Origin of the sequence: Actinosynnema sp. NPDC050801 (assembly GCF_040673975.1) — a bacterium.
Classification (GTDB): Bacteria; Actinomycetota; Actinomycetes; order Mycobacteriales; family Pseudonocardiaceae; genus Actinosynnema.
On the sequence record NZ_JBFAQZ010000013.1, the window covers coordinates 26823 to 45278 of the forward strand.

At 71.9% G+C, this 18456-nt stretch carries 9 protein-coding genes; 6 read left to right on the plus strand and 3 right to left on the minus strand.

What is annotated here, in order from left to right:
• Positions 1–10: 10 nt before the first annotated feature.
• From AB0K14_RS26370 to AB0K14_RS26395, 6 genes are all read left to right on the plus strand, one after another.
• Complete coding sequence (locus AB0K14_RS26370) at positions 11–196, plus strand: MbtH family NRPS accessory protein (protein ID WP_360455638.1); 186 nt, start codon at positions 11–13, stop codon at positions 194–196.
• Between the two features lie 2 nt (positions 197–198).
• Entirely contained in the window at positions 199–4620 is a 4422-nt protein-coding gene (locus tag AB0K14_RS26375; protein ID WP_360455641.1) for an amino acid adenylation domain-containing protein, read from the plus strand.
• Entirely contained in the window at positions 4613–5989 is a 1377-nt protein-coding gene (locus AB0K14_RS26380) for an MFS transporter (protein ID WP_360455644.1), read from the plus strand. The genes AB0K14_RS26375 and AB0K14_RS26380 overlap by 8 nt, the downstream gene beginning before the upstream one ends.
• Complete coding sequence (locus AB0K14_RS26385) at positions 5979–6878, plus strand: TauD/TfdA family dioxygenase (RefSeq protein ID WP_360455647.1); 900 nt, start codon at positions 5979–5981, stop codon at positions 6876–6878. Before AB0K14_RS26380 ends, AB0K14_RS26385 begins: the two co-directional genes overlap by 11 nt.
• Before the next feature lie 336 nt (positions 6879–7214).
• Entirely contained in the window at positions 7215–7376 is a 162-nt protein-coding gene (locus AB0K14_RS26390; protein WP_360455650.1) for a hypothetical protein, read from the plus strand.
• 37 nt (positions 7377–7413) lie between these two features.
• Positions 7414–7701, plus strand: a complete 288-nt coding sequence (locus AB0K14_RS26395) for a hypothetical protein (RefSeq protein WP_360455653.1) — start codon at positions 7414–7416, stop codon at positions 7699–7701.
• Here AB0K14_RS26395 and AB0K14_RS26400 read toward each other — a convergent pair.
• Genes AB0K14_RS26400 through AB0K14_RS26410 form a run of 3 tightly spaced genes read right to left on the minus strand, consistent with a single transcriptional unit; the run spans position 7655 to position 18415 of the window.
• A complete protein-coding gene (locus tag AB0K14_RS26400) occupies positions 7655–14542 on the minus strand; it encodes an amino acid adenylation domain-containing protein (RefSeq protein ID WP_360455656.1) in 6888 nt (2295 codons plus the stop codon). The two genes, AB0K14_RS26395 and AB0K14_RS26400, sit on opposite strands and share 47 nt — an antisense overlap.
• Positions 14539–16533 (minus strand): beta-ketoacyl synthase N-terminal-like domain-containing protein, encoded by a 1995-nt coding sequence (locus AB0K14_RS26405; protein ID WP_360455659.1) that lies wholly within the window; start codon positions 16531–16533, stop codon positions 14539–14541. The genes AB0K14_RS26400 and AB0K14_RS26405 overlap by 4 nt, the downstream gene beginning before the upstream one ends.
• Positions 16526–18415, minus strand: coding sequence for a non-ribosomal peptide synthetase (locus tag AB0K14_RS26410; protein WP_360455662.1), 1890 nt, complete (start codon positions 18413–18415; stop codon positions 16526–16528). The genes AB0K14_RS26405 and AB0K14_RS26410 overlap by 8 nt, the downstream gene beginning before the upstream one ends.
• Positions 18416–18456 lie beyond the last annotated feature (41 nt).

Consider the following 18456-nt stretch of genomic DNA (forward strand, 5'->3'; position numbering starts at 1 on the left):
GGGACGAGCGATGTTCAAGGTGGTCGTGAACGACGAGGAGCAGTACTCGATCTGGGCGGCGGACAAGCCGAACCCGCCGGGGTGGCACGACGCGGGGTTCACCGGCGAGCGCGAGGCGTGCATCGCCCACGTGGACGAAGTGTGGACCGACATGCGCCCGCGCAGCCTGCGCGAAGCGCTCGCGGAGCAGGACTGACCATGACCGACCTACCGGAGGCGCAGTTCTTCCCGGCGTCGTTCGCCCAGGAACGGCTCTGGTTCGTCTCCCAGCTCGCGCCCGACCTCGGCGTCTACAACATCGGGTTCCCGGTGACGTTGCCCGACGGCCTCGACGTGGACGTGTTCCGGGACGCGTTCGGAAAGCTGGTCGACCGGCACGAGACGCTGCGCACCGCGCTGGCGCACCGGGACGGCGAGCTGACGCAGGTCGTCCACCGGAGCGTGCCGGTGGAGTTCGCGGTGACCGACGCGTCGCCGGACGAGGTCGACGCGCTGGTGACCGCCGACTGCGCGGAGGCGTTCGACCTGGAGTCCGCGCCGCTGTGGCGGGCCAGGCTGATCCGCCTGCCCGACGACCGCTGGGTGCTCGGTTTCGTGGTCCACCACTGCGTGTTCGACGCACGGTCGGTGTCGAACCTCATCGGCGACCTGACCGAGCTGTACCGGGCGGCCGAGCGGGGCCGGGCCGCCGAGCTGCCCGAGCTGGAGATCCAGTACGCCGACTTCGCCGCCTGGCAACGGGACCAGCTCGCCGGCGGCGAACTGGACGGCCAGCTCGATTACTGGCGGCGGAAGCTGGCCGACCTGCCGCCGGAGATCGGACTGCCGACCGACCGACCGCGTCCCGCCCGGCCGAGCCACCGCGGCGGCGAGGTGTGGTTCGAGCTGCCCGCCGAGGACAACCAGGCGGTCAAGCGGCTGGCCAGATCGGCGGGCACGACGGCGTACGCGGTGCTGCTGGCGGGTTTCGTCGCGGTGCTGCACCGGCTGTCCGGGCAGACCGACATCGTGGTGGCGTGCCCGATCGCGGGCAGGCAGTTGCCCGAGCTGGAGCCGTTGATCGGCATGTTCGTGAACACCCTGGTGTTGCGCACGGACTGCGGCGGCACGCCGTCGTTCCGCGAGCTGGTCGGGCGGTCCACCGAGACGCTGCGTTCGGCGATGGACCACTCCGAGGTCCCGTTCGACCGGCTCGTGGAGGAGCTGGCCCCGGATCGGGACTTCGGGCGCCCGCCGCTCTACCAGGTGGTGCTGAACCTGATCCCGTCCATCGGCAGCCCGCAGACCGGCAACGGCACCGCGAAGGTCGACCTCATCCTGGACCTGGTCGAGGACGCCTCCGGGCTGCTGCGCGGTCGGCTGGAGTACAGCACGGACCTGTTCGACCCGTCGACCGCGCGGGGGATGGCCGACCGCCTCGCGCTGGTGCTCGGGGCCGCGCTGGCGGATCCGGACATCGCGCTGGACCGGTTGCCGCTGCTGCTCGACGGTGAGCGTGAACGGCTGACCCGGCAGTCGATCGGCGCGGTGGACCCGGAGACGTCGGTGCCGGTCCGCTTCGCGCGGATGGCCTCGCGGCTGCCGGACGAGGTCGCGGTGCGCGACTCGGCGGGTGGCGGTCTCACCTACCGGGAGCTGAGCGGCCGGGCGAACTCGTTGGCGCACAAGCTGTCGGAGGTCGGCTCCGGGCCGGTGGCGGTGCTGTTCGACAACACCGTCGACCTGGCGGTGGCGGTCCTCGGCGTGCTCGCGTCCGGTCGCCCGTACCTGCCGCTGGACGTCGAGCACCCGCCGGAGCGGATCCGCTTCCTGCTCGCGGACGCGGGTGCCGTCGCCGTGGTGACCACGGCCGAGCGACGGATCGAGTGCGATGTGCCGGTGGTGCGGTTGGACGCCGACTGTGCCGATCGTGCCGAAGAGCCGCCGGCGGTCGTGGTTCGGCCGGAGTCGTTGGCCTACCTGATCTACACGTCCGGCTCGACGGGCAAGCCGAAGGCCGTCGGGGTGACGCACGGCAACCTGGCGGCCTACCTCGACGGGCTCGCCGCGGTGCTCGATCCGCCGGACCGCCCGGTGTGGGCCACGCTCCAGCCGTTGACCTTCGACTTCGCCGTCACCGCGTTCTTCGGCGCGTTGACGAGCGGCGGCACGCTGCACCTGGTGGGCCGGGAACTCGCGACGGATTCGGCGTGGCTCGGCCGGTACCTGCGACGCGAGGCCGTCGACTACCTCAAGATCACCCCGTCGCACCTGGCGGCGCTGGACTCCACCGAGCTGATCCCGCGTCGTGCGCTGATCCTCGGCGGCGAGGCGTCCACAGTGGACCGACTGCGTGAGCTGCGGCGCGAGGTGGACGTGGTCAACCACTACGGGCCGACCGAGACCACGGTCGGCGTGCTGGCGTTGCCCGCGGACCAGGACGTGCAGCCGATCGGCGTGAACACCCCGCTCGGTCTGCCGATGGCGCACGCCGAGGCCTACGTGCTGGACGAACTGGGCGAACCGGTGCCGGACGGTGTCGTCGGCGAGCTGTGCGTCGGCGGTGCGACGGTCTCCCGGGGATACCTCGGCAGGCCGGGTCTGACCGCGGACCGGTTCGTGCCCGACCCGTTCTCCGGCCGGCCGGGCGCGCGGTTGTACCGGACCGGCGACCGGGTGCGCAGGCTGCGCGGCGGTGCGATCGAGTTCCTCGGCCGGTTCGACGACCAGGTGAAGATCCGCGGTCACCGGGTCGAGTTGGGCGAAGTGCGGCACGTGTTGGCGGGTCACCCGGACGTCGCGGACTGCGCGGTGACGGCGTCACCCGACCTGGCCGCCTACGTCGTGCCGGTCGCGGGCAGGCGACTCGACCCGGACGCCGTGCGCGTCCACGCCGCCCGGTCGTTGCCCGACTTCATGGTGCCCACGACGCTGGCGGTGCTGGACGAGCTGCCGTTGACCCCGCACGGCAAGCTGGACCGGTCCCGGCTGCCCGCAGCACCCGCGGTGGACCTCGACGCGGACGCGCCGGTCGGGGAGTTCGAGGAGGTCGTCGCCGGGCTGTTCCGGTCGCTGCTCGGCCGTGACCACGTCCGGCGCACCGACGACTTCATCGCGATCGGTGGCCACTCGCTGCTGGTGATCCAGTTGATCACCAGGATGCGCAAGGCGTTCGGGGTGACGCTGCCGCTGCCGGTGGTGTTCGCCGAGCCGACCGTCGCCAGGCTGGCCGCTGTCGTCGCGGGCAGGCTCCAGACCGGCGAACTGCCGCCGATCACGCCCGTGCCCGCCGGCGTGCCCGAGTTGGCGTCCTACGGCGAGCAGCGGCTGTGGTTCACCGACCAGCTCAACCCCGGCGCGACGCTGCACAACGTGCAGTACCTGCGGCGGCTGTCCGGCGCGTTGGACCAGGACGTGCTGGAACGGGCGTTGCGCGAGATCGTGCGGCGGCACGAGGTCCTGCGGACCAGGTTCGTCGCCACACCGGACGGGCTGACCAGGGTCGTCGATCCCGAGCCCGGCTTCCCGTTCGAGATCGTGGACCTCGCCGGACCCGACTTCGCCGATCTGGATCCTTCCGAACGGGAAGAGGAGCGGCGGTGGTTGTTGGACGAGCACGGCGGGGTGCCGTTCGACCTGGCGACCCGGCCGCCGATGCGTGCCCTGCTGGTCCGTCTCGCGCCGGACGAGCACGAGCTGCTGCTCACCGTGCACCACGCCGTGTTCGACGGCCCGTCGGTCGAGGTGCTGTCCGCCGAACTGGCCGAGCTCTACCCGGCGTTGCGGGACGGGCGCGAGCCGCGACTGCCCGAACTCCCGGTGCGGTACGCGGACTTCGCGGCGTGGCAGCGGGCGGCGATGTCCGGTGAGGCGGCCGACGCGCAGCTCGCGTACTGGCGGCGGCAGCTCGCCGACCTGCCCGCCCGGCTCGACCTGCCGACCGACCGGCCCCGGCCGTCGAGGCTCGGCGTGAGCGGTGTGTACCTGCGGTTCGACGTGCCACTTGACGTCGTGGAGGCGTTGCGTGCGGTCGGCGCGGGGGAGGGGGCGACGCTGTTCATGGCCTCCCTCGCGTGCTACGTCGAGCTGCTGCGGCGGTACAGCGGTGCGCACGACCTCGCGGTGGGCGTGCCGATGATCACCAGGCAGCGGCCGGAACTGGAGCCCTTGATCGGGTTCTTCGTGAACACGTTGGTGCTGCGGGTCGACGCGGGTGGCGCGCCGACGTTCCGGGAGCTGCTGCGGCGGGTGCGGCAGGTGACCGTCGAGGCCTACAGCAACGCCGACGTGCCGTTCGAGGTGCTGGTGGACGAGCTGGCGCCACGCCGCGATCCGAGTACGACCCCGTTGGTGCAGACCATGTTCATGCTCGCCGACGACCGCCGCGCCCTGCCGGTCGACATGGGCGGGGTGAGCCTGGAGTTCGAGCCGTTCGGGCTGGGCAGCGCCAAGTTCGACGTGTTCCTGTACTTGTGGCGGCGGCCCGACGGGCTCACCTGCGCGCTGGAGTACCGGCCGGAGCTGTTCGACGCACAGACCATGAGGCGGTTCGCCGGCCACTACACCGACCTACTGGCAGCAGCCGCCGCCGACCCGGACAAACCGTTGGCGGAGACGGCCGCGGAGCTGATCGATGACTAAACCGACCGAGCCACCGGAACCGACCGCTGCCGGGTCGGGCGCTGCCGGACCGACCGACAGCGGGCCGATCGGGACCGAGCCGACCGCGACCGGGACTCTGTGGCGGCACCCGGACTTCTTGAGGTTGTGGGGCGGGCAGACGCTGGCCGTGTTCGGCGCGCAGGTTGCCCGCACCGTCCTGCCGCTCGTCGCCGTCATCCTGCTGAACGCGTCCGCCACGCAGATGGGCGTGCTCAGCGCGCTCTCACAGCTCCCCTTCCTCCTCTTCCTGTTCGCGGGCGTCTGGGTGGACCGGGTCCGCAGGCGCAGGGCGATGATCTGGACCGACCTCGGCCGGTTCGCGTTGCTGGCGTCGATCCCCGCGCTGCACCTGGTGGGGTGGTTGCGGATCGAGGTGTTGTGGGTTGTCGTGTTGGGCATCGGCGTGCTCGGGGTCATGTTCGAGACCGCCTACCACGCCTACCTGCCGTCGTTGGCCGGCCGCACGCTCCTCGCCGAGGGCAACCAGAAGCTCGAACTGAGCCGCTCGACCGCGCAGTTCGCCGGACCGGGCGTCGCCGGTCTCGCGATCTCCGCCGTCACTTCGGCACTGGTCCTGATCGCCAGCGCCCTGACCTACCTGGCGTCCGCGCTGCTGCTGGTGGTCATCCGCCGACCCGACCCCGCACCGCCCACCGCCGAGCAGCGGCCGAACGTGGTCAAGGCCATCGGCGCCGGCCTGCGCTGGGTGCTCCGACACCCCGTGCTGCGGGCGATCACCGTGGCGACGGCGGTGTTCTGGTTCTTCTACAGCGCCCTCCAGACGTTGTACGTGCTGTACCTGATCCGCGTGCTGGACGTGCCCGCCGGTTGGGTCGCGGCGATCTTCGCCGCCGCCGGCCCCGGCGCGATGGTCGGCTCGTGGCTGTCGATCAGGATCATGAAGCGCTACGGCGTCGGCCGGACCGTGCTGTGGTCGGTCGGGTGCGCGGTCGCCATCCTGCTGCTGATCCCGATCGCGTCCTGGCCGCAACCGCTGTGGCTGGTGATCGGGCTGCTGGTGGTGTCCCAGTTCGGGTACGGGCTGGCGTCCCAGATCGGCACGGTCGTCCAGACGACGTTGCGCCAGGTCGTCACGCCGGACGAACTCCAGGGCCGGGTCGTCGCCACGCTGCGCGCGTTGTCGCTGGCGATGGTCCCGGTCGGCGCGCTGATCGCCGGTGTGGCGGCCGACGTGGTGGGCGTGCAGACCGTGGTGTGGGTGGCCTCGATCGGCGTGCTGTCGCCGATGCTGGTGTACGCGACCTCGGTCATCCCCGGAATGCGTGATCTGCCGAGCGAGGAGGAGGCCGCCGCGATGGCGCCGGAGACGAGGAAACATGCGGAGTGACGGCACGACCGTCGTGCGGTTGGGCGCGGACGCGTCCCGCACCGAGGTCGAAGAGGCGTTGGGCACGAGCGGCGTCGTCCTGCTGCACGGGCTGGGCATCGGCACGCCCGAGCAGTTCCACGCCGCGGTCGCGGAGTTCGGCGACCCGCTGACCAGTTACCGGGGCGGGAACACGCCGCGCAGCAAGGTGGCCGACGGCGTCTTCACGTCCACCGAGTACCCGCCGGAGTACGAGATCTCGTTGCACAACGAGCTGTCGTACGCCAGCCAGTGGCCGCGTCACCTGTTCTTCTGCTGCCTGGTGGCCGCCGAGACGGGCGGTGCGACGCCGGTGTGCGACGGTCGGGCGCTGCTGGCGGACCTCGACCCGGCCGTGCGGGCCCGGTTCACGGAGCGGGGCGTGACCTACCGCCAGCACCTGCACGGCGGCTACGGGCTGGGCAAGTCGTGGCAGCGGACGTTCGAGACCGAGGAGCGCGCCGAGGTCGAACGGTTCCTCGCCGACGCGGACATGACGTTCGAGTGGACCGACGACGGCGGCCTGCGGACCGCCGCCACGCGACCGGCGACCCGGACCCACCCGGTGACGGGGGAAGAGGTGTGGTTCACGCAGGCCGACCAGTGGCACCCGTCGAACCTGCCGCCCGCCGAACGCGAGGCGCTGCTGGAGCTGGTGGACGACGAGGCGGACCTGCCGCACTCCGTCACCTACGGCGACGGGCAGCAGATCCCGGTGGAAGACCTGGACGCGGTCCGCGTCGCGGCGAAGAAGCACGAGGTGGCGTTGCCCTGGCAGCAGGGCGACATCATGGTGGTGGAGAACATGCTCGCGCTGCACGGCCGCCAGGCCTACACCGGCGCACGCCGGATCCTGGTGTCGATGACCTGACCGGCCGGGCAGAGTTCACCTGCCGTCCCCGCGACTCCATGAGGCCCTGCACGGGACTGGCCGCCGAATGCACTAAGGTCGGCCGCCTTGTGGAGTGGTCACAGGGGTGGGTGCGGCGATGCCTGATCGTGAACCGGAAGCGCAGGGCGCTGACGAATCCGAGTACGACGAGTCGGCGGTTCCGGCCGGCGACCTCGCAGGCGGGATGGTGAGCCAGCACGCCGTGGCCGTCGGTGGTTCCTCGATCACCCAGGTCGTCGTCGGCGACCAGCACATCTACCACTCGGACGGCGTCCACGACGTAAGACGCACCGTGTCGGACTCGGCGGCGGTGGAGTGTCCGTATCCGGGTTGGCGGCGTTCGGTCGCGAGCAGGCGCAGTGGTTCTTCGGTCGGGACGAGTTGATCTCGAACTTGACGACGCGCCTCGACGCGCGCCTCCGCACCGGCGGTGTGCAGGTGGTGGTCGCGCCATCGCGCGCCGCGCCGCCTCGGTGATCCGGTCGCCCTGCACACCGACACGGTCAGGTCGGCGGTGTGGTCGCCGGGCAGCCGGATCCTGGCCACGGCCGGCGGCGACAACACCGTCCTGATCTGGACCTCTCCGGCCTGGACGACGTCCGGAACCGACTCGTCGCCCGCGCGTGCACCGCCGCCGGAGGCGGCCTTTCGGAACAGGAGTGGGAACAGCACGTCCCCACCCTGCCCTTCGAGCCCACGTGCCCATGACCGCGCAGAGAAGGCCCTCGATCGCTCAGCGGAGGTCGAGTCCGCCGTCAGCCCGCCGTCAGGTCCGCCACCGACCGCACCGGAGCCGTGCTGAACAGGAGTTGGTCCTCCCGGGCGATGATGTCCACGTCGTCCGGGTTCGCCAGCGCGCCCAGCAGGTCGGCCACCGAATTCTCCAAAGACGCCGACATCCGGATCAGCGCCGTGCACACCTTGCGCAGCACCAGGTCCATCCGGTCGTCCGAGAACGTCCCCTTGTTGTAGACGAGGCTCAGCGAGATCGTCTCCGCGGGCCCGACCACGACCCGCACCTCGTGCTCGGTGTTCGCCCCGCCGATGATCCGCCGCCACGTCTCCGAACGGGGCGCCGCGCGCAGCGGACCGTCCATGAAGAACAGGCACGACTGGTAGAGGTCGGCCCTGGTCGGGATCTCGCTGACGCCCTTGATGCGGCGCAACGGGCTCCACTGGTGCGCGCGGTCGTCGACCTGCGTGGCCTGGAGTTCCCGCAACCACGTGAGCAGCGGCTTGGCCGGGTCGACGTCCACCCGCGCGGGCAGGTGCAGGTTGCTGTAGCCGACCACCTGTTCCGCGCCGGGCACCTCGTCCGGCCGGCCACCGACCACGTTGCCGAACAGCACGTCGGTGTCGCCGGTCGTGTCGTGCAGCAGCAACGCCCACGCGGCCTGCACCAGCGAGAACAGCGTCAACTGGTGACGCCGTGCCGTCACCCGCAGCGCGGTGCTCAACCGCCGCGACAACATGGTCGAACGACCGGTCCGCTGCGGGTGCCGAGGCGCGGTCAGGTCGGCGTCCAGCTTCCGCACGAGCGGAGTCGCCGTGGTGAAACCGGCCAACCGCTCACGCCAGTAGGCCAACGCCGGATCCAGGTCCCGCTGTTCGAACCACTCGATGTACCGGGCGGGCGGCACCACCTCCGGCAGGTCGGCGGCACGACCATCCACAATGGACCGGTAAACGGTCTCGGCCTCGTGGAACGCCCGGTAGAACGAGACGCCGTCGAACAACAGGTAGTTGACGAACCACGTCCACCAGTACGTCCGCTCACCGACCCGGAACAGCGCGTGCCGCGAGTGGCCCGGTTCGGCCAGGTCGAACCCGCGGGCGTAGAGGCCGTCCATGTAGGCGTGCCAGCGCCTGCCCTGCTCCTGCGGGTCCAGGTGCCGCCAGTCCTCGACCTCGAACCGCAGCGGCACGTCCCGGTGCACCACCTGCAACGGCCGGGGCACGCCCTCGGTGAGGACACCGGTCCGCAGGTTGGGCTGCCTGGCGACGACCACCCGCCACGCCGCCGCCCACGCCTCGGGGTCGATGTCCTCGCCCGCCCACGTCAGGTCGAAGCCGTAGAGGCTCGGCTCGCGCCGGTCCCGGTAGCACGCCAGCATCCAGTCCTGGTGCGGACCGACCGGGTACACGTCCTCGATGTGCCTGCCGTTGCCGAACACCCGGCTCAGGGTCTCCTGGTCCAGCCCGGCCAACGGGAAGTCCGACGGCGTGCACGTGCCGATGTCCTCGCGGACGGCGTGCTCGGTGAGTCGCCGCAGCGTGAGCTCCACGTCGTCGGCGATGGCCTCGGCGGCGGGCCCGGCGAGCACGATCCGCGCGCGGACGCCGTCCCAGCGCAACACCACGTCGGCGTCAACGCCGAGCCGGTCGACCGGATCACCGTCCGCACAGCGCAACAACGGTTCGGGGTCGGCGACGTCGACGTCCACCAGGTGCACGACCACGGTCGCCGCAGCCAACGGCGACGACGCCCGGAGCTGCTCCTTCACCCCGGACGGGGAAACCTCGCCCCCGGCGGGCAGCGACACGACGACGTCGAACCGCCCGACACCCGCCGCCACGTCCCGGCGACGCACCCACAGCTCGTCCGACCGCGACCAGCGCACGCCCAGCGTCACGGCGGCCAGCAGGGCCTCCGCAGGCGACATCCGGTACGCCGTTGCCAGGGGGCCGGTCAGCGCGGCAACCTGCTCCGCGGTCGGCTCCAGCTCGACGACCTGGGTCGACTCGGTGATCGGTGATGGTTCGACCGCGTGGGACGGTTGCCGACCGGCCCACGCGGTGAAGCTGACCGGCCGGTCGGGCAGCCGGATCGCGGCACCCGCGGCGAGCTGCCGGTAGGCCAGGCCCAGCTCGGCGAGCAGAATCCGCACACCCCGCTCGTCCAACGCCAAGCGGTTCACCACGAGCGCGAGCCGTTGGGGTGTGGCGGAATCCGGGTCCGTGCCGACGACGCGGACGACCGCCGTGGCGGGGTCGAAATCCGCCACCGCGTCGTCCAGCAGCGAATCGGAGCGCGGCAGCCAGCGCACCCGCGGTTCACCCGGCTCGACCGACCACTCACCGGAGACCAGGGTGAGCCGCAACGCGTCGTGACGGCGTGCGACGAAGGCCAGCGCGGCGTCGAGCAGCTCGGGGTCCAGCCGAACCGTCGACTCCAGCAGCGTCGCCCACACCCCGCCTCGGAGCAGTCGCTGGGCGGTCGTCAGCGGCACCCTCGTCGGCACCGACTCGGTCCGTTGCGCGACGGTCGCCAGCTCGGCGATCGTCGGGTGCTCGAACAGCCCACGCGCGGTCAGCTCCAGCCCTTCGGCCCGCGCCCGACCCACCACCTGCACGCTGCGCAGCGAGTCACCGCCCAACCCGAAGAAGTCGTCCGTGACACCGACCCGTTCCAGCCCCAGCACCTCGGCCCAGATGCTCGCCAGCAGCCGCTCGGTCTCGTCCCTCGGGGCGACGAACGAGGCGTCGTCGGCCCGCGCCGAGGTCGGCGGCGGCAGCACGCCGTGGTCGACCTTCCCGCTGCGGTTCAACGGCAACCGGTCGAGCACGACGAACCGCGCGGGCACCATGTGGCTGGGCAGCCGTTCGGCCAGGTGCGCCTGCAACGCCGGCACGACCTCCGCCTCCCACCGGTCCCGCAGGCAGAAGTTGGCGTAACGCGACCAGTCGACCCGCTCCTCCGACACCGGCGGCTCGGCGGGCAGCTCCCCGGCGCCGACCGTGATGTCGAACAGCCCCGGGCCACCGGTCTCGGAGAACCGCAACCCGACCCGGTAGCCCAGCTCTTCCGCCACCGCGGCCGGCTCTTCGGGGTCGACCCCGTGCGGGACGAGCACCTTGGCCAGGTCACCGACCGTGGCGGGCGCCGCGCCCGGATCGGCGAGCACGGCCGCCGCACGCAGGTCGTCCGCGACGCGGGCGTTGGGGATGTCGCGCACGGTGGCGATTTCCGGTCGTTCGTCGGCGAGCCAACGACGGAACGCCTCCACCGTCCCCGGCCACGTCCGCGACGGGACCTCACGGGGTTCTGCGCCCTTTTCTTCGGCTGCGTCGTCACCGACCCGCAGCACCACGTCGTAGCGGAACCGCTCCAACTCCGTGTCGTGCGACCCGCGCTTGATGCGGACGTCGACCGAGGTGACGCCCGGAAGCCTGCGGAACAGCCCGGGGTCGACCAGCAGCTCGTTCTCGCCGCCCACCCGCTGCGCCACCCTGGCGCGGAGCGCGGCCGTGGACTCGCCGTCGTCACTGCGATACCGCTCGACCGACGTGTGGAACGCCTCCAGGAGCCCCAGGTGGCGGACGTCGCCGACGAACACCCGCCCGCCGGGCTCCACCAGGCCGATCAGTCCTTCGAGCACCTTGACCAGGTAGTCCACCGACGGGAAGTACTGGACGATCGAGTCGAGCAGGATCGTGTCGAACCGCTCGCCGGCCAGCCCGGTCAGGTCGTCGGCGGACTGCCTGCGCAGCTCCACCCGGTCCGGCCCGAGCCCGGCCAGCTCGGCCTGCTTCCGGGCCGCCGCGAGCGCCGCGCCGGACACGTCGGTGCCCACGTACCGCTCACAACCCGGCGCCAGCTTCCGCAGGAACAACCCCGTGCCGCAGCCGACGTCGAGGATCCGGCGCGGTCCGGACTCGGCGATCTGCGCCACCGCGTGATCGAGCCACTCGGCCATCGCCTCACGCGGGATCGGCTCGCCGGTGTAGCTGGAGTCCCAGCTGGCGAAGGGATCGGACTCCTCGCCGAACGCCAGGTCGAACACCTCGCTCCAGCCCTCGACGGCGTCGGTGCTGGACCGGTCGACCAGGTCGCTGCCCGGTTCGACGGACAGGTAGCCGACCAGGTCGACGTTGCCCTCCTGGTCGGTGCGGGGCAGCACGACCGCCTCGCCGACCATCGGGTGTTCGAGCATCGCCGCCTCGATCTCGCCCGGCTCGATGCGGTAGCCGCGCACCTTCACCTGGCGGTCGGTGCGGCCCAGGAACTCCAACGTGCCGTCGGGCAGCCACCGGACCTGGTCGCCGGTGCGGTACATGCGCGCGCCCGGCGTGCCGCTGAACGGCTCGGGCATGAACCGCTGCGCCGTCAACCCCGGCCGGTTCAGATAACCGCGCGCGAGCCCGTGACCCGCGACGAACAGCTCACCCGGCACGCCGATCGGCACCGGCTCCAGCCGCTCGTCGAGCACGTACAGCCTCAGATCGGGCAACGCCCGGCCGATCGGCGAGGACGGCGTGGCGGCCAGGTCCTCCAGGAGCACCCGCTTGTACGTGGTGTGCACGGTGGTCTCGGTGATCCCGTACATGTTCACCAGCGCGGGCTTGGCGTCGCCGTGCTCGGTGAACCACTGCTCCAACTCCCGCACGTGCAGCGCGTCGCCGCCGAACACGATCGTCCGCATGTCCAGGTCGCGGAACGAGCGGCCGATCGCGGTCAACGTCGTGCGCAGCGCCCGGAACGCGGGCGGCGTCTGGGTGAGCACCGTGACGCGCTCGGCACGCAGCAGGTCGACCAGCGCCTCGTGGTCGCGGACCGCGTCGGCGGGCACGATCGCCACCCGGCCGCCCTTGGTGAACGCGCCCCACATCTCCCAGACCGACAGGTCGAACGCGTGCGAGTGCAGCAGCGCCCACACGTCGGTCCCGTCGAAGTCGAAGTGCTCGTCCGCCGCGGTCATCAGCCGGACGACCTGCCGGTGCTCGATCATCACGCCCTTGGGCCTGCCGGTGGAGCCCGACGTGTAGATGACGTACGCGAGGTGGTCGGCCTTCGTCACCGACGGCGGGTTGTGGTCCGGCCCGGCCAGGTCGTCGACCGGGTCGTCGGGGTCGACCGGGCCGTCCAGCAGGACGATCCGGCCTTCGTAGCCCGGGAACCGGTCGCGCAGGTGCTCCTGGGTGAGCAGCAGGCGCGCGCCGGTGTCGCCGAGGACGTACTTCAGCCGTTCGGCCGGGTTCGTGGGGTCGAGCGGCACGTACGCGCCACCGGCCTTGAGCACGGCGAGCGTCGAGACGACCATCTCCACGTCCCGCGCGGCGCAGATCGCCACCAGCGTCTCCGACCCGACACCCAGCTCCCGAAGCCGGTGCGCCAGCCGGTTCGCCCGCCGGTTGAGTTCGGCGTAGGTGAGCCGTTTCGACCCGCGGTTCACCGCGATGGCGTCCGGCGTCAGCTCGGCCTGCCGTTCGAACAAACCCGGCAGGGTGTCGTGGACGTCCGGGTCGAGCGGCTGGGCGCCGAAGACGTCCAGCACCTGTGCGCGTTCGGCGGCGTCGAGCAGGGTCAGCTCGGACAGCCGCGCCGACGGCCGCGCGGTCAGATCACCCAGCAGGGTCCGGAAGTGCCCGGCCAGGCGGGCGACGGCGTCCGGCGTGAACAGGTCGGACTTGTAGACGAACCGGACGATCGCGTCGTCGGCGTCCGGTGTGGACGGTGGCCGGATCTCCAGCCACAGGTCCACGAACGCCGCGTCGAGGCCCATCGGGAAGTGCTCCATGCCCAGCGTCCCCGCCGGTGCGGTACTCGACCGCGACTGCTGGGTGTTCTGGAGCGTGAGCATCACCTGGACCAGCGGGTTGTGGCTCATCACCCGCTCCGGCTGCAACTCCTCGACCAGCTTCTCGAACGGCAGGTCGGCGTGCGCGAACGCGCCGAGCGCGGTGGCCCTGGCCTGGCCGAGCAGGTCCGAGACGGTCGGGTCGCCGCCGACCTGGACGCGCAGCGGCAGGGTGTTGGTGAACATGCCGATCAGCGGTTCGTGCTCGGACCGGGCGCGCCCCGCGACCGGGCTGCCGATCACCAGGTCGGTCGCGCCGGTGAGCCTGCTCAGCAGACCGGCCAACCCGGTGTGCAGCACCATGAACGGCGTGGCCTTGTGCGCGCGACCGCAGTCGACCACCGCGCGCCACAGGTCGCCGGGCAGCGGGATCTGGTGCGTCGCGCCGCTGAACGTCTGCACCGTCGGCCGTGGCCGGTCGGTCGGCAGATCCAGCAACGACGGCGCGCCCGTCAGGTGCTCACGCCACCAGTCGAGCGTCTTCGCCAGGTGCGCGCCGGTCAGCTCCTCACGTTGCCGGCGTGCGAAATCGCGGTACTGCAACGGCAGCGGCGCCAACGGGTCCGGCCTGCCGTCGACCCGCGCGGAGTACAGCCTGGCCAGCTCGCCGAAGAACAGGCCGGTGGACCACCCGTCGACCAGGATGTGGTGCACGACCACCGCGAGCACGTGGTCGTCCTCGGCCAGCTTGAACAGCCGCATCCGCAGCGGCGGCGCCTCGGTCAGCTCGAACGGGGTGGCGATCTCCTCGCCGATCCGCGTGCGGGCCGCCGCTTCGCGTTCCTCCGACGGCAGCGCGCCGAGATCCGTCAACGGTAACGAGACGTCCCCGGCGGGCGTCACCACCTGTGTCGGCTCGCCTTCGGGCGCGGGGAAGCACGTGCGCAGCACCTCGTGCCGTTCCACGATCCGCCGCAGGCTCCACGTCAGCGCGTCGAGGTCCAGCGGGCCGCTCAGCCGCACCGCCCAACTGATGTTGTAGGCCGTGTTGCCGGGCAGGAGCTGGTCGAGGAACCACAGCCGTTGCTGGGGAAAGGAAAGTGGAGCGCCCGTCGAACCCGTCATTGTTCCCCCTGGAGCAGTTCGCCGATCGCGGTGCCGACGCCCCCGGGCGTCGGGTCGGCGAAGACCATTTCCGGCGTGAGCGCGACGTCGAACGTCTCGTCGATGCGCGCGATCAGGGCGACGGCGATCAACGAGTCGCCGCCCAGCCCGAAGAAGTCGTCATCCTCGTCCACCCGGGGCTGTTGCAGCACTTCGGCGAACAGCAGGGCGACGGTCTCCACGATCTCGGCCGCCTGCCAGGAATCCTTGGCCGGTGCGGCCGGTGCGGCAAGCTGGACGGCGGGTGGCGGCACGGCCGGTCCGGCAGGCTCCACCGACTCGACGATGTGCCGCTGCCGCTGGAACGGGTAGGTCGGCAGCGGGACCCGGCGCCGGCGTTCGACGGGCCGGACGGCCTCGCCCGCCGACCACCGCCTGCCAAGCTGGTCCAGCTCTTCGGCCAGGCCTCCGGCCGCGGGCTCCCGCCCGGCATCCTGCTCAGCCAACGCACGGATCGCGTCCGCGTGGTCCGTCACCACCGCGTACCAGCGGTGCGGGAAGCCGACCCGGCCGACCTGGAGCGTGTACGCCACGTCGTCCAGCGACTGCTCGGGATGCGCGGCCAGGTGTGCGGCGAGATCGGCCTTCATCTCCCGCAACGCGGGCACCGTCGTCGCCGACAGGACCAGCAACCGGTGCGCCCGCGGTGGTCCGGCGGGCAACGGTCGCGGCGGCTCCTCCACCACGACGTGCGCGTTGGTGGCGCCGATCCCGAACGAGCTGACCCCGGCCCTCCGGGGACGCCCGCGATCCGGCCACGGCGTGGCCTCGGTGCGCACCGTGAACGGTCCCGCCGAGAAGTCGATCACCGGGTTGGGCTGCTCGAAGTTGATGCTCGGCGGCAGCACCCGGTGCCGCAGCGCGAGGATCACCTTCAGCAGCCCGGCGATACCCGCGGCGGCGTCCGTGTGGCCGATGTTCGGCTTCACCGTGCCGAGGACGGTGGAACCGGGAGCGCCGCCGCCGAACGCCTTGGTCAGCGCGGCCACCTCGATGGGGTCGCCGACCTGGGTTCCGGTGCCGTGCGACTCGACGTAGTCGATGGTCTCCGGCGCCACCTCGGCCGCCGCCAGCGCGGACCTGATCACCTTGGTCTGCCCGGACACGCCGGGCGCGCCGTACCCGACCCGGTCGCGGCCGTCGTTGTTCACCGCCGAACCCCGGATGACGGCGTGGACGTGGTCGCCGTCGTCCACCGCGTCGGCGTACCGCTTGAGCACGACGACACCCGCGCCGTCACCGAACACCGTGCCGTTGGCCTTGGCGTCGAACGCCCGGCACACCCCGTCCGGCGACAGCACGCTGCCCGCCCTGGCCACCGCGCCCCGTGCCGGAACCCGCACCGACACACCGCCCGCCAACGCCATGTCGCAGTCGCCGAACAGCAGCGCCTGACACGCCTGGTGCACCGCGACCAACGCGGTCGAGCACGTGGACAGCACTGTCATGCTCGGCCCGGTCAACCCCAGCTTGTGCGACACCCTCAGGCACAGATGGTCGGCGCCCGCGACCATCGCCAGCCGGACGTCGTCCAGCCCCGGGAACCGGTCGCGGTGCCTGCCGACCAGCGACCAGTACCGCGACTGCCCGCAGCCGCCGTAGACGCCGACCACCGCGTCGGTCGCCGACGGCGGGTAGCCCGCGTGCTCCATCGCCTGCCAGCACGTTTCCAGGAAGATCCGGTGCTGCGGGTCGCTCAGCATCGCGTCGACCGGCGCGTAGCCGAAGAACTCCGCGTCGAACCACTCCGGCCGGTCGAGCTTGCCGTACTGGCGCACGTACGCCGGATCGGAGAGCTGCCGCGGGTCCTCGCCCGCCGCCAGCAACTCCTCGGTGGTCAGCTCGCGCACGGCGGTCGCGCCGGTCGCGATGGTCCGCCAGTAGGCGTCCAGGTCGGGCGCGCCCGCGAACCGGCCGGCCATGCCGACCACCGCGATGTGGGTCTCAGTCACCGGAAGCGCCCTCCTCGGTCTGGTTGTCGGCTCCGTCGACGGCGATCCGATCGTCGGCTCCGCCGGCGGCCGTCCGGTTGTCGGCTCCGCCGGCGGTCACCCTGCCGCGACGCTGCCTCGCCAACCGGGCCCGGTCACGCCGCACGGGCGTCTCCACGACGGTGTCCGGCTGACCGTTCGCCGGCTGGCTTTCCAGGTGCCGGGAGAACGCGGCGATGGTGGGGAACTCGTACAGCTCGACCAGCGACACCTCGCGTGAGGCGATCCGCGTCAGGTGGCCGTAGATCTGCACCAGGGACATCGAGTTGCCGCCGATGTCGAAGAAGCTGTCGTGGATGCCCACCCGGTCGAGGCCCAGCACGGTCTGCCAGATCCCGACCAGCTCCCGCTGCAACGGGGTGTCGGGCGGCTCGTACGGCGCGCCACCGCCGCGTCCGGTGATCTCGGGCAACGTGTTCCGGTCGATCTTGCCGGTGGCGGTGAGCGGGAAGCGGTCCAGCGCCAGGTAGTCGTCCGGGAGCATGTACCGCGGTAACCGCTCGGCCAGGTGGGCGCGCAGCGCGACCGCGTCCGGGCCGCCGGTCACGTAGGCGACGAGCCTGCCGTCGACCATGGTCACGACCGCCTGGCCGACCTCGGGGTGCGCGACCAGCGCGGCCTCGATCTCGCCGAGTTCGATGCGGACCCCGCCGCTGCCCTGCACCTGGTGGTCGGTGCGGCCGATGAAGTCCAGCTCGCCGTCGGGCCGCACGCGGGCGCGGTCACCGGTCCGGTACAGGCGCTCGCCCGGCGCCCACGGGTGCGGGACGAAGCGGTCTGCGGTGAGCCCGGGACTGCCCAGGTAACCCCTGGCCGTCCCGACCCCGCCGAGGTAGACCTCGCCGACCGGAGCGGACCGGAGCTGGTCGTCCAGCACCAGCACCTCGGCGCCGTCGACCGCGCGTCCGATCGGGGGCACGCCGTCGAGGCCGGGTTCGAGGCGGGCGTACGTGCTCCAGACGCCGACCTCGGTCAGGCCGTAGAGGTTCAGCACGTCGAACGGCAGCCCGCGGCCCGGGTAACGGTGCAGCGCGGCGCCCCCGATGTGCAGCAGGCGCAGCGGGCAGTCCTCCGGCCACCGCATGTCGAGCGCGGCCTCGCCGACGGGCGTCGGCAGGAAGCTCACCGTGATCCGTTCGGCGAGCAGCCACTGGCGCAGGTCGGCGGGCGAGGACAGCAGCTCGCCGTCCGGGGCGTGCACGCTCGCGCCGGAGACCAACGCGGAGAACGTGTCCAGCACGCTGACGTCGAAACCGGGGGAGGCCGTCATCCCGACCCGATCTGCGGGGGTCAGCGCCAACAGCCGCCGCGACCAGTCGACCGTGTTGGACAGCGACCGGTGAGTGCTCATCACCCCTTTGGGTGTTCCCGTCGATCCGGACGTGTAAGTCACGTACGCGAGCTGGTCGGGGTGCACGGGCTCGGGCGCGACCACCTCGTCACCGGGGGTGAGCAGGTGCGGCCAGTCGAGCGTGAGGGCGTCCGCGGGCAGCCGGTCGCGCTGGTCGGGGCTGGAGACGACGACCGCGGGCTCGGCCTGGGCCAGCATCCGGGCGAGCCGGGCGGGCGGGTTCACCGGATCGAGCGGCACGATGGTGGCGCCCGCACCCAGGATCGCGAGCTGGGCGACGACCAGGTCGACACCGCGGGCCAGCACCACGCCGACCGTGCTCCCGGCCCGCACGCCTTCGTCGCGCAACCGCAGCGTGAGCCGCCCGGCGGCGAGGACGAGTTCTCGGTAGGTCAGGCTCCGACGCCCATCAGCGGCGGCGATGGCGTCCGGTGAGGTGGCCGCCCGTTCGGCGACGAGCACGTGGACAGGCAATGCCGAAGAATCGCGCACGCTCCCCCCCTTGCTTTGCGCGTGTGACGGCCGAAGCCGCG

What these genes read in the sequence shown, in the direction of transcription:
- AB0K14_RS26380 (WP_360455644.1), top strand. Translation starts at nt 4,613, where the DNA reads ATGACTAAACCGACCGAGCCACCGGAACCGACCGCTGCCGGGTCGGGC.
- AB0K14_RS26385 (WP_360455647.1), top strand. Translation starts at nt 5,979, where the DNA reads ATGCGGAGTGACGGCACGACCGTCGTGCGGTTGGGCGCGGACGCGTCC.
- AB0K14_RS26370 (WP_360455638.1), top strand. Translation starts at nt 11, where the DNA reads ATGTTCAAGGTGGTCGTGAACGACGAGGAGCAGTACTCGATCTGGGCG.
- AB0K14_RS26375 (WP_360455641.1), top strand. Translation starts at nt 199, where the DNA reads ATGACCGACCTACCGGAGGCGCAGTTCTTCCCGGCGTCGTTCGCCCAG.
- AB0K14_RS26400 (WP_360455656.1), bottom strand. Translation starts at nt 14,542, where the DNA reads ATGACGGGTTCGACGGGCGCTCCACTTTCCTTTCCCCAGCAACGGCTG.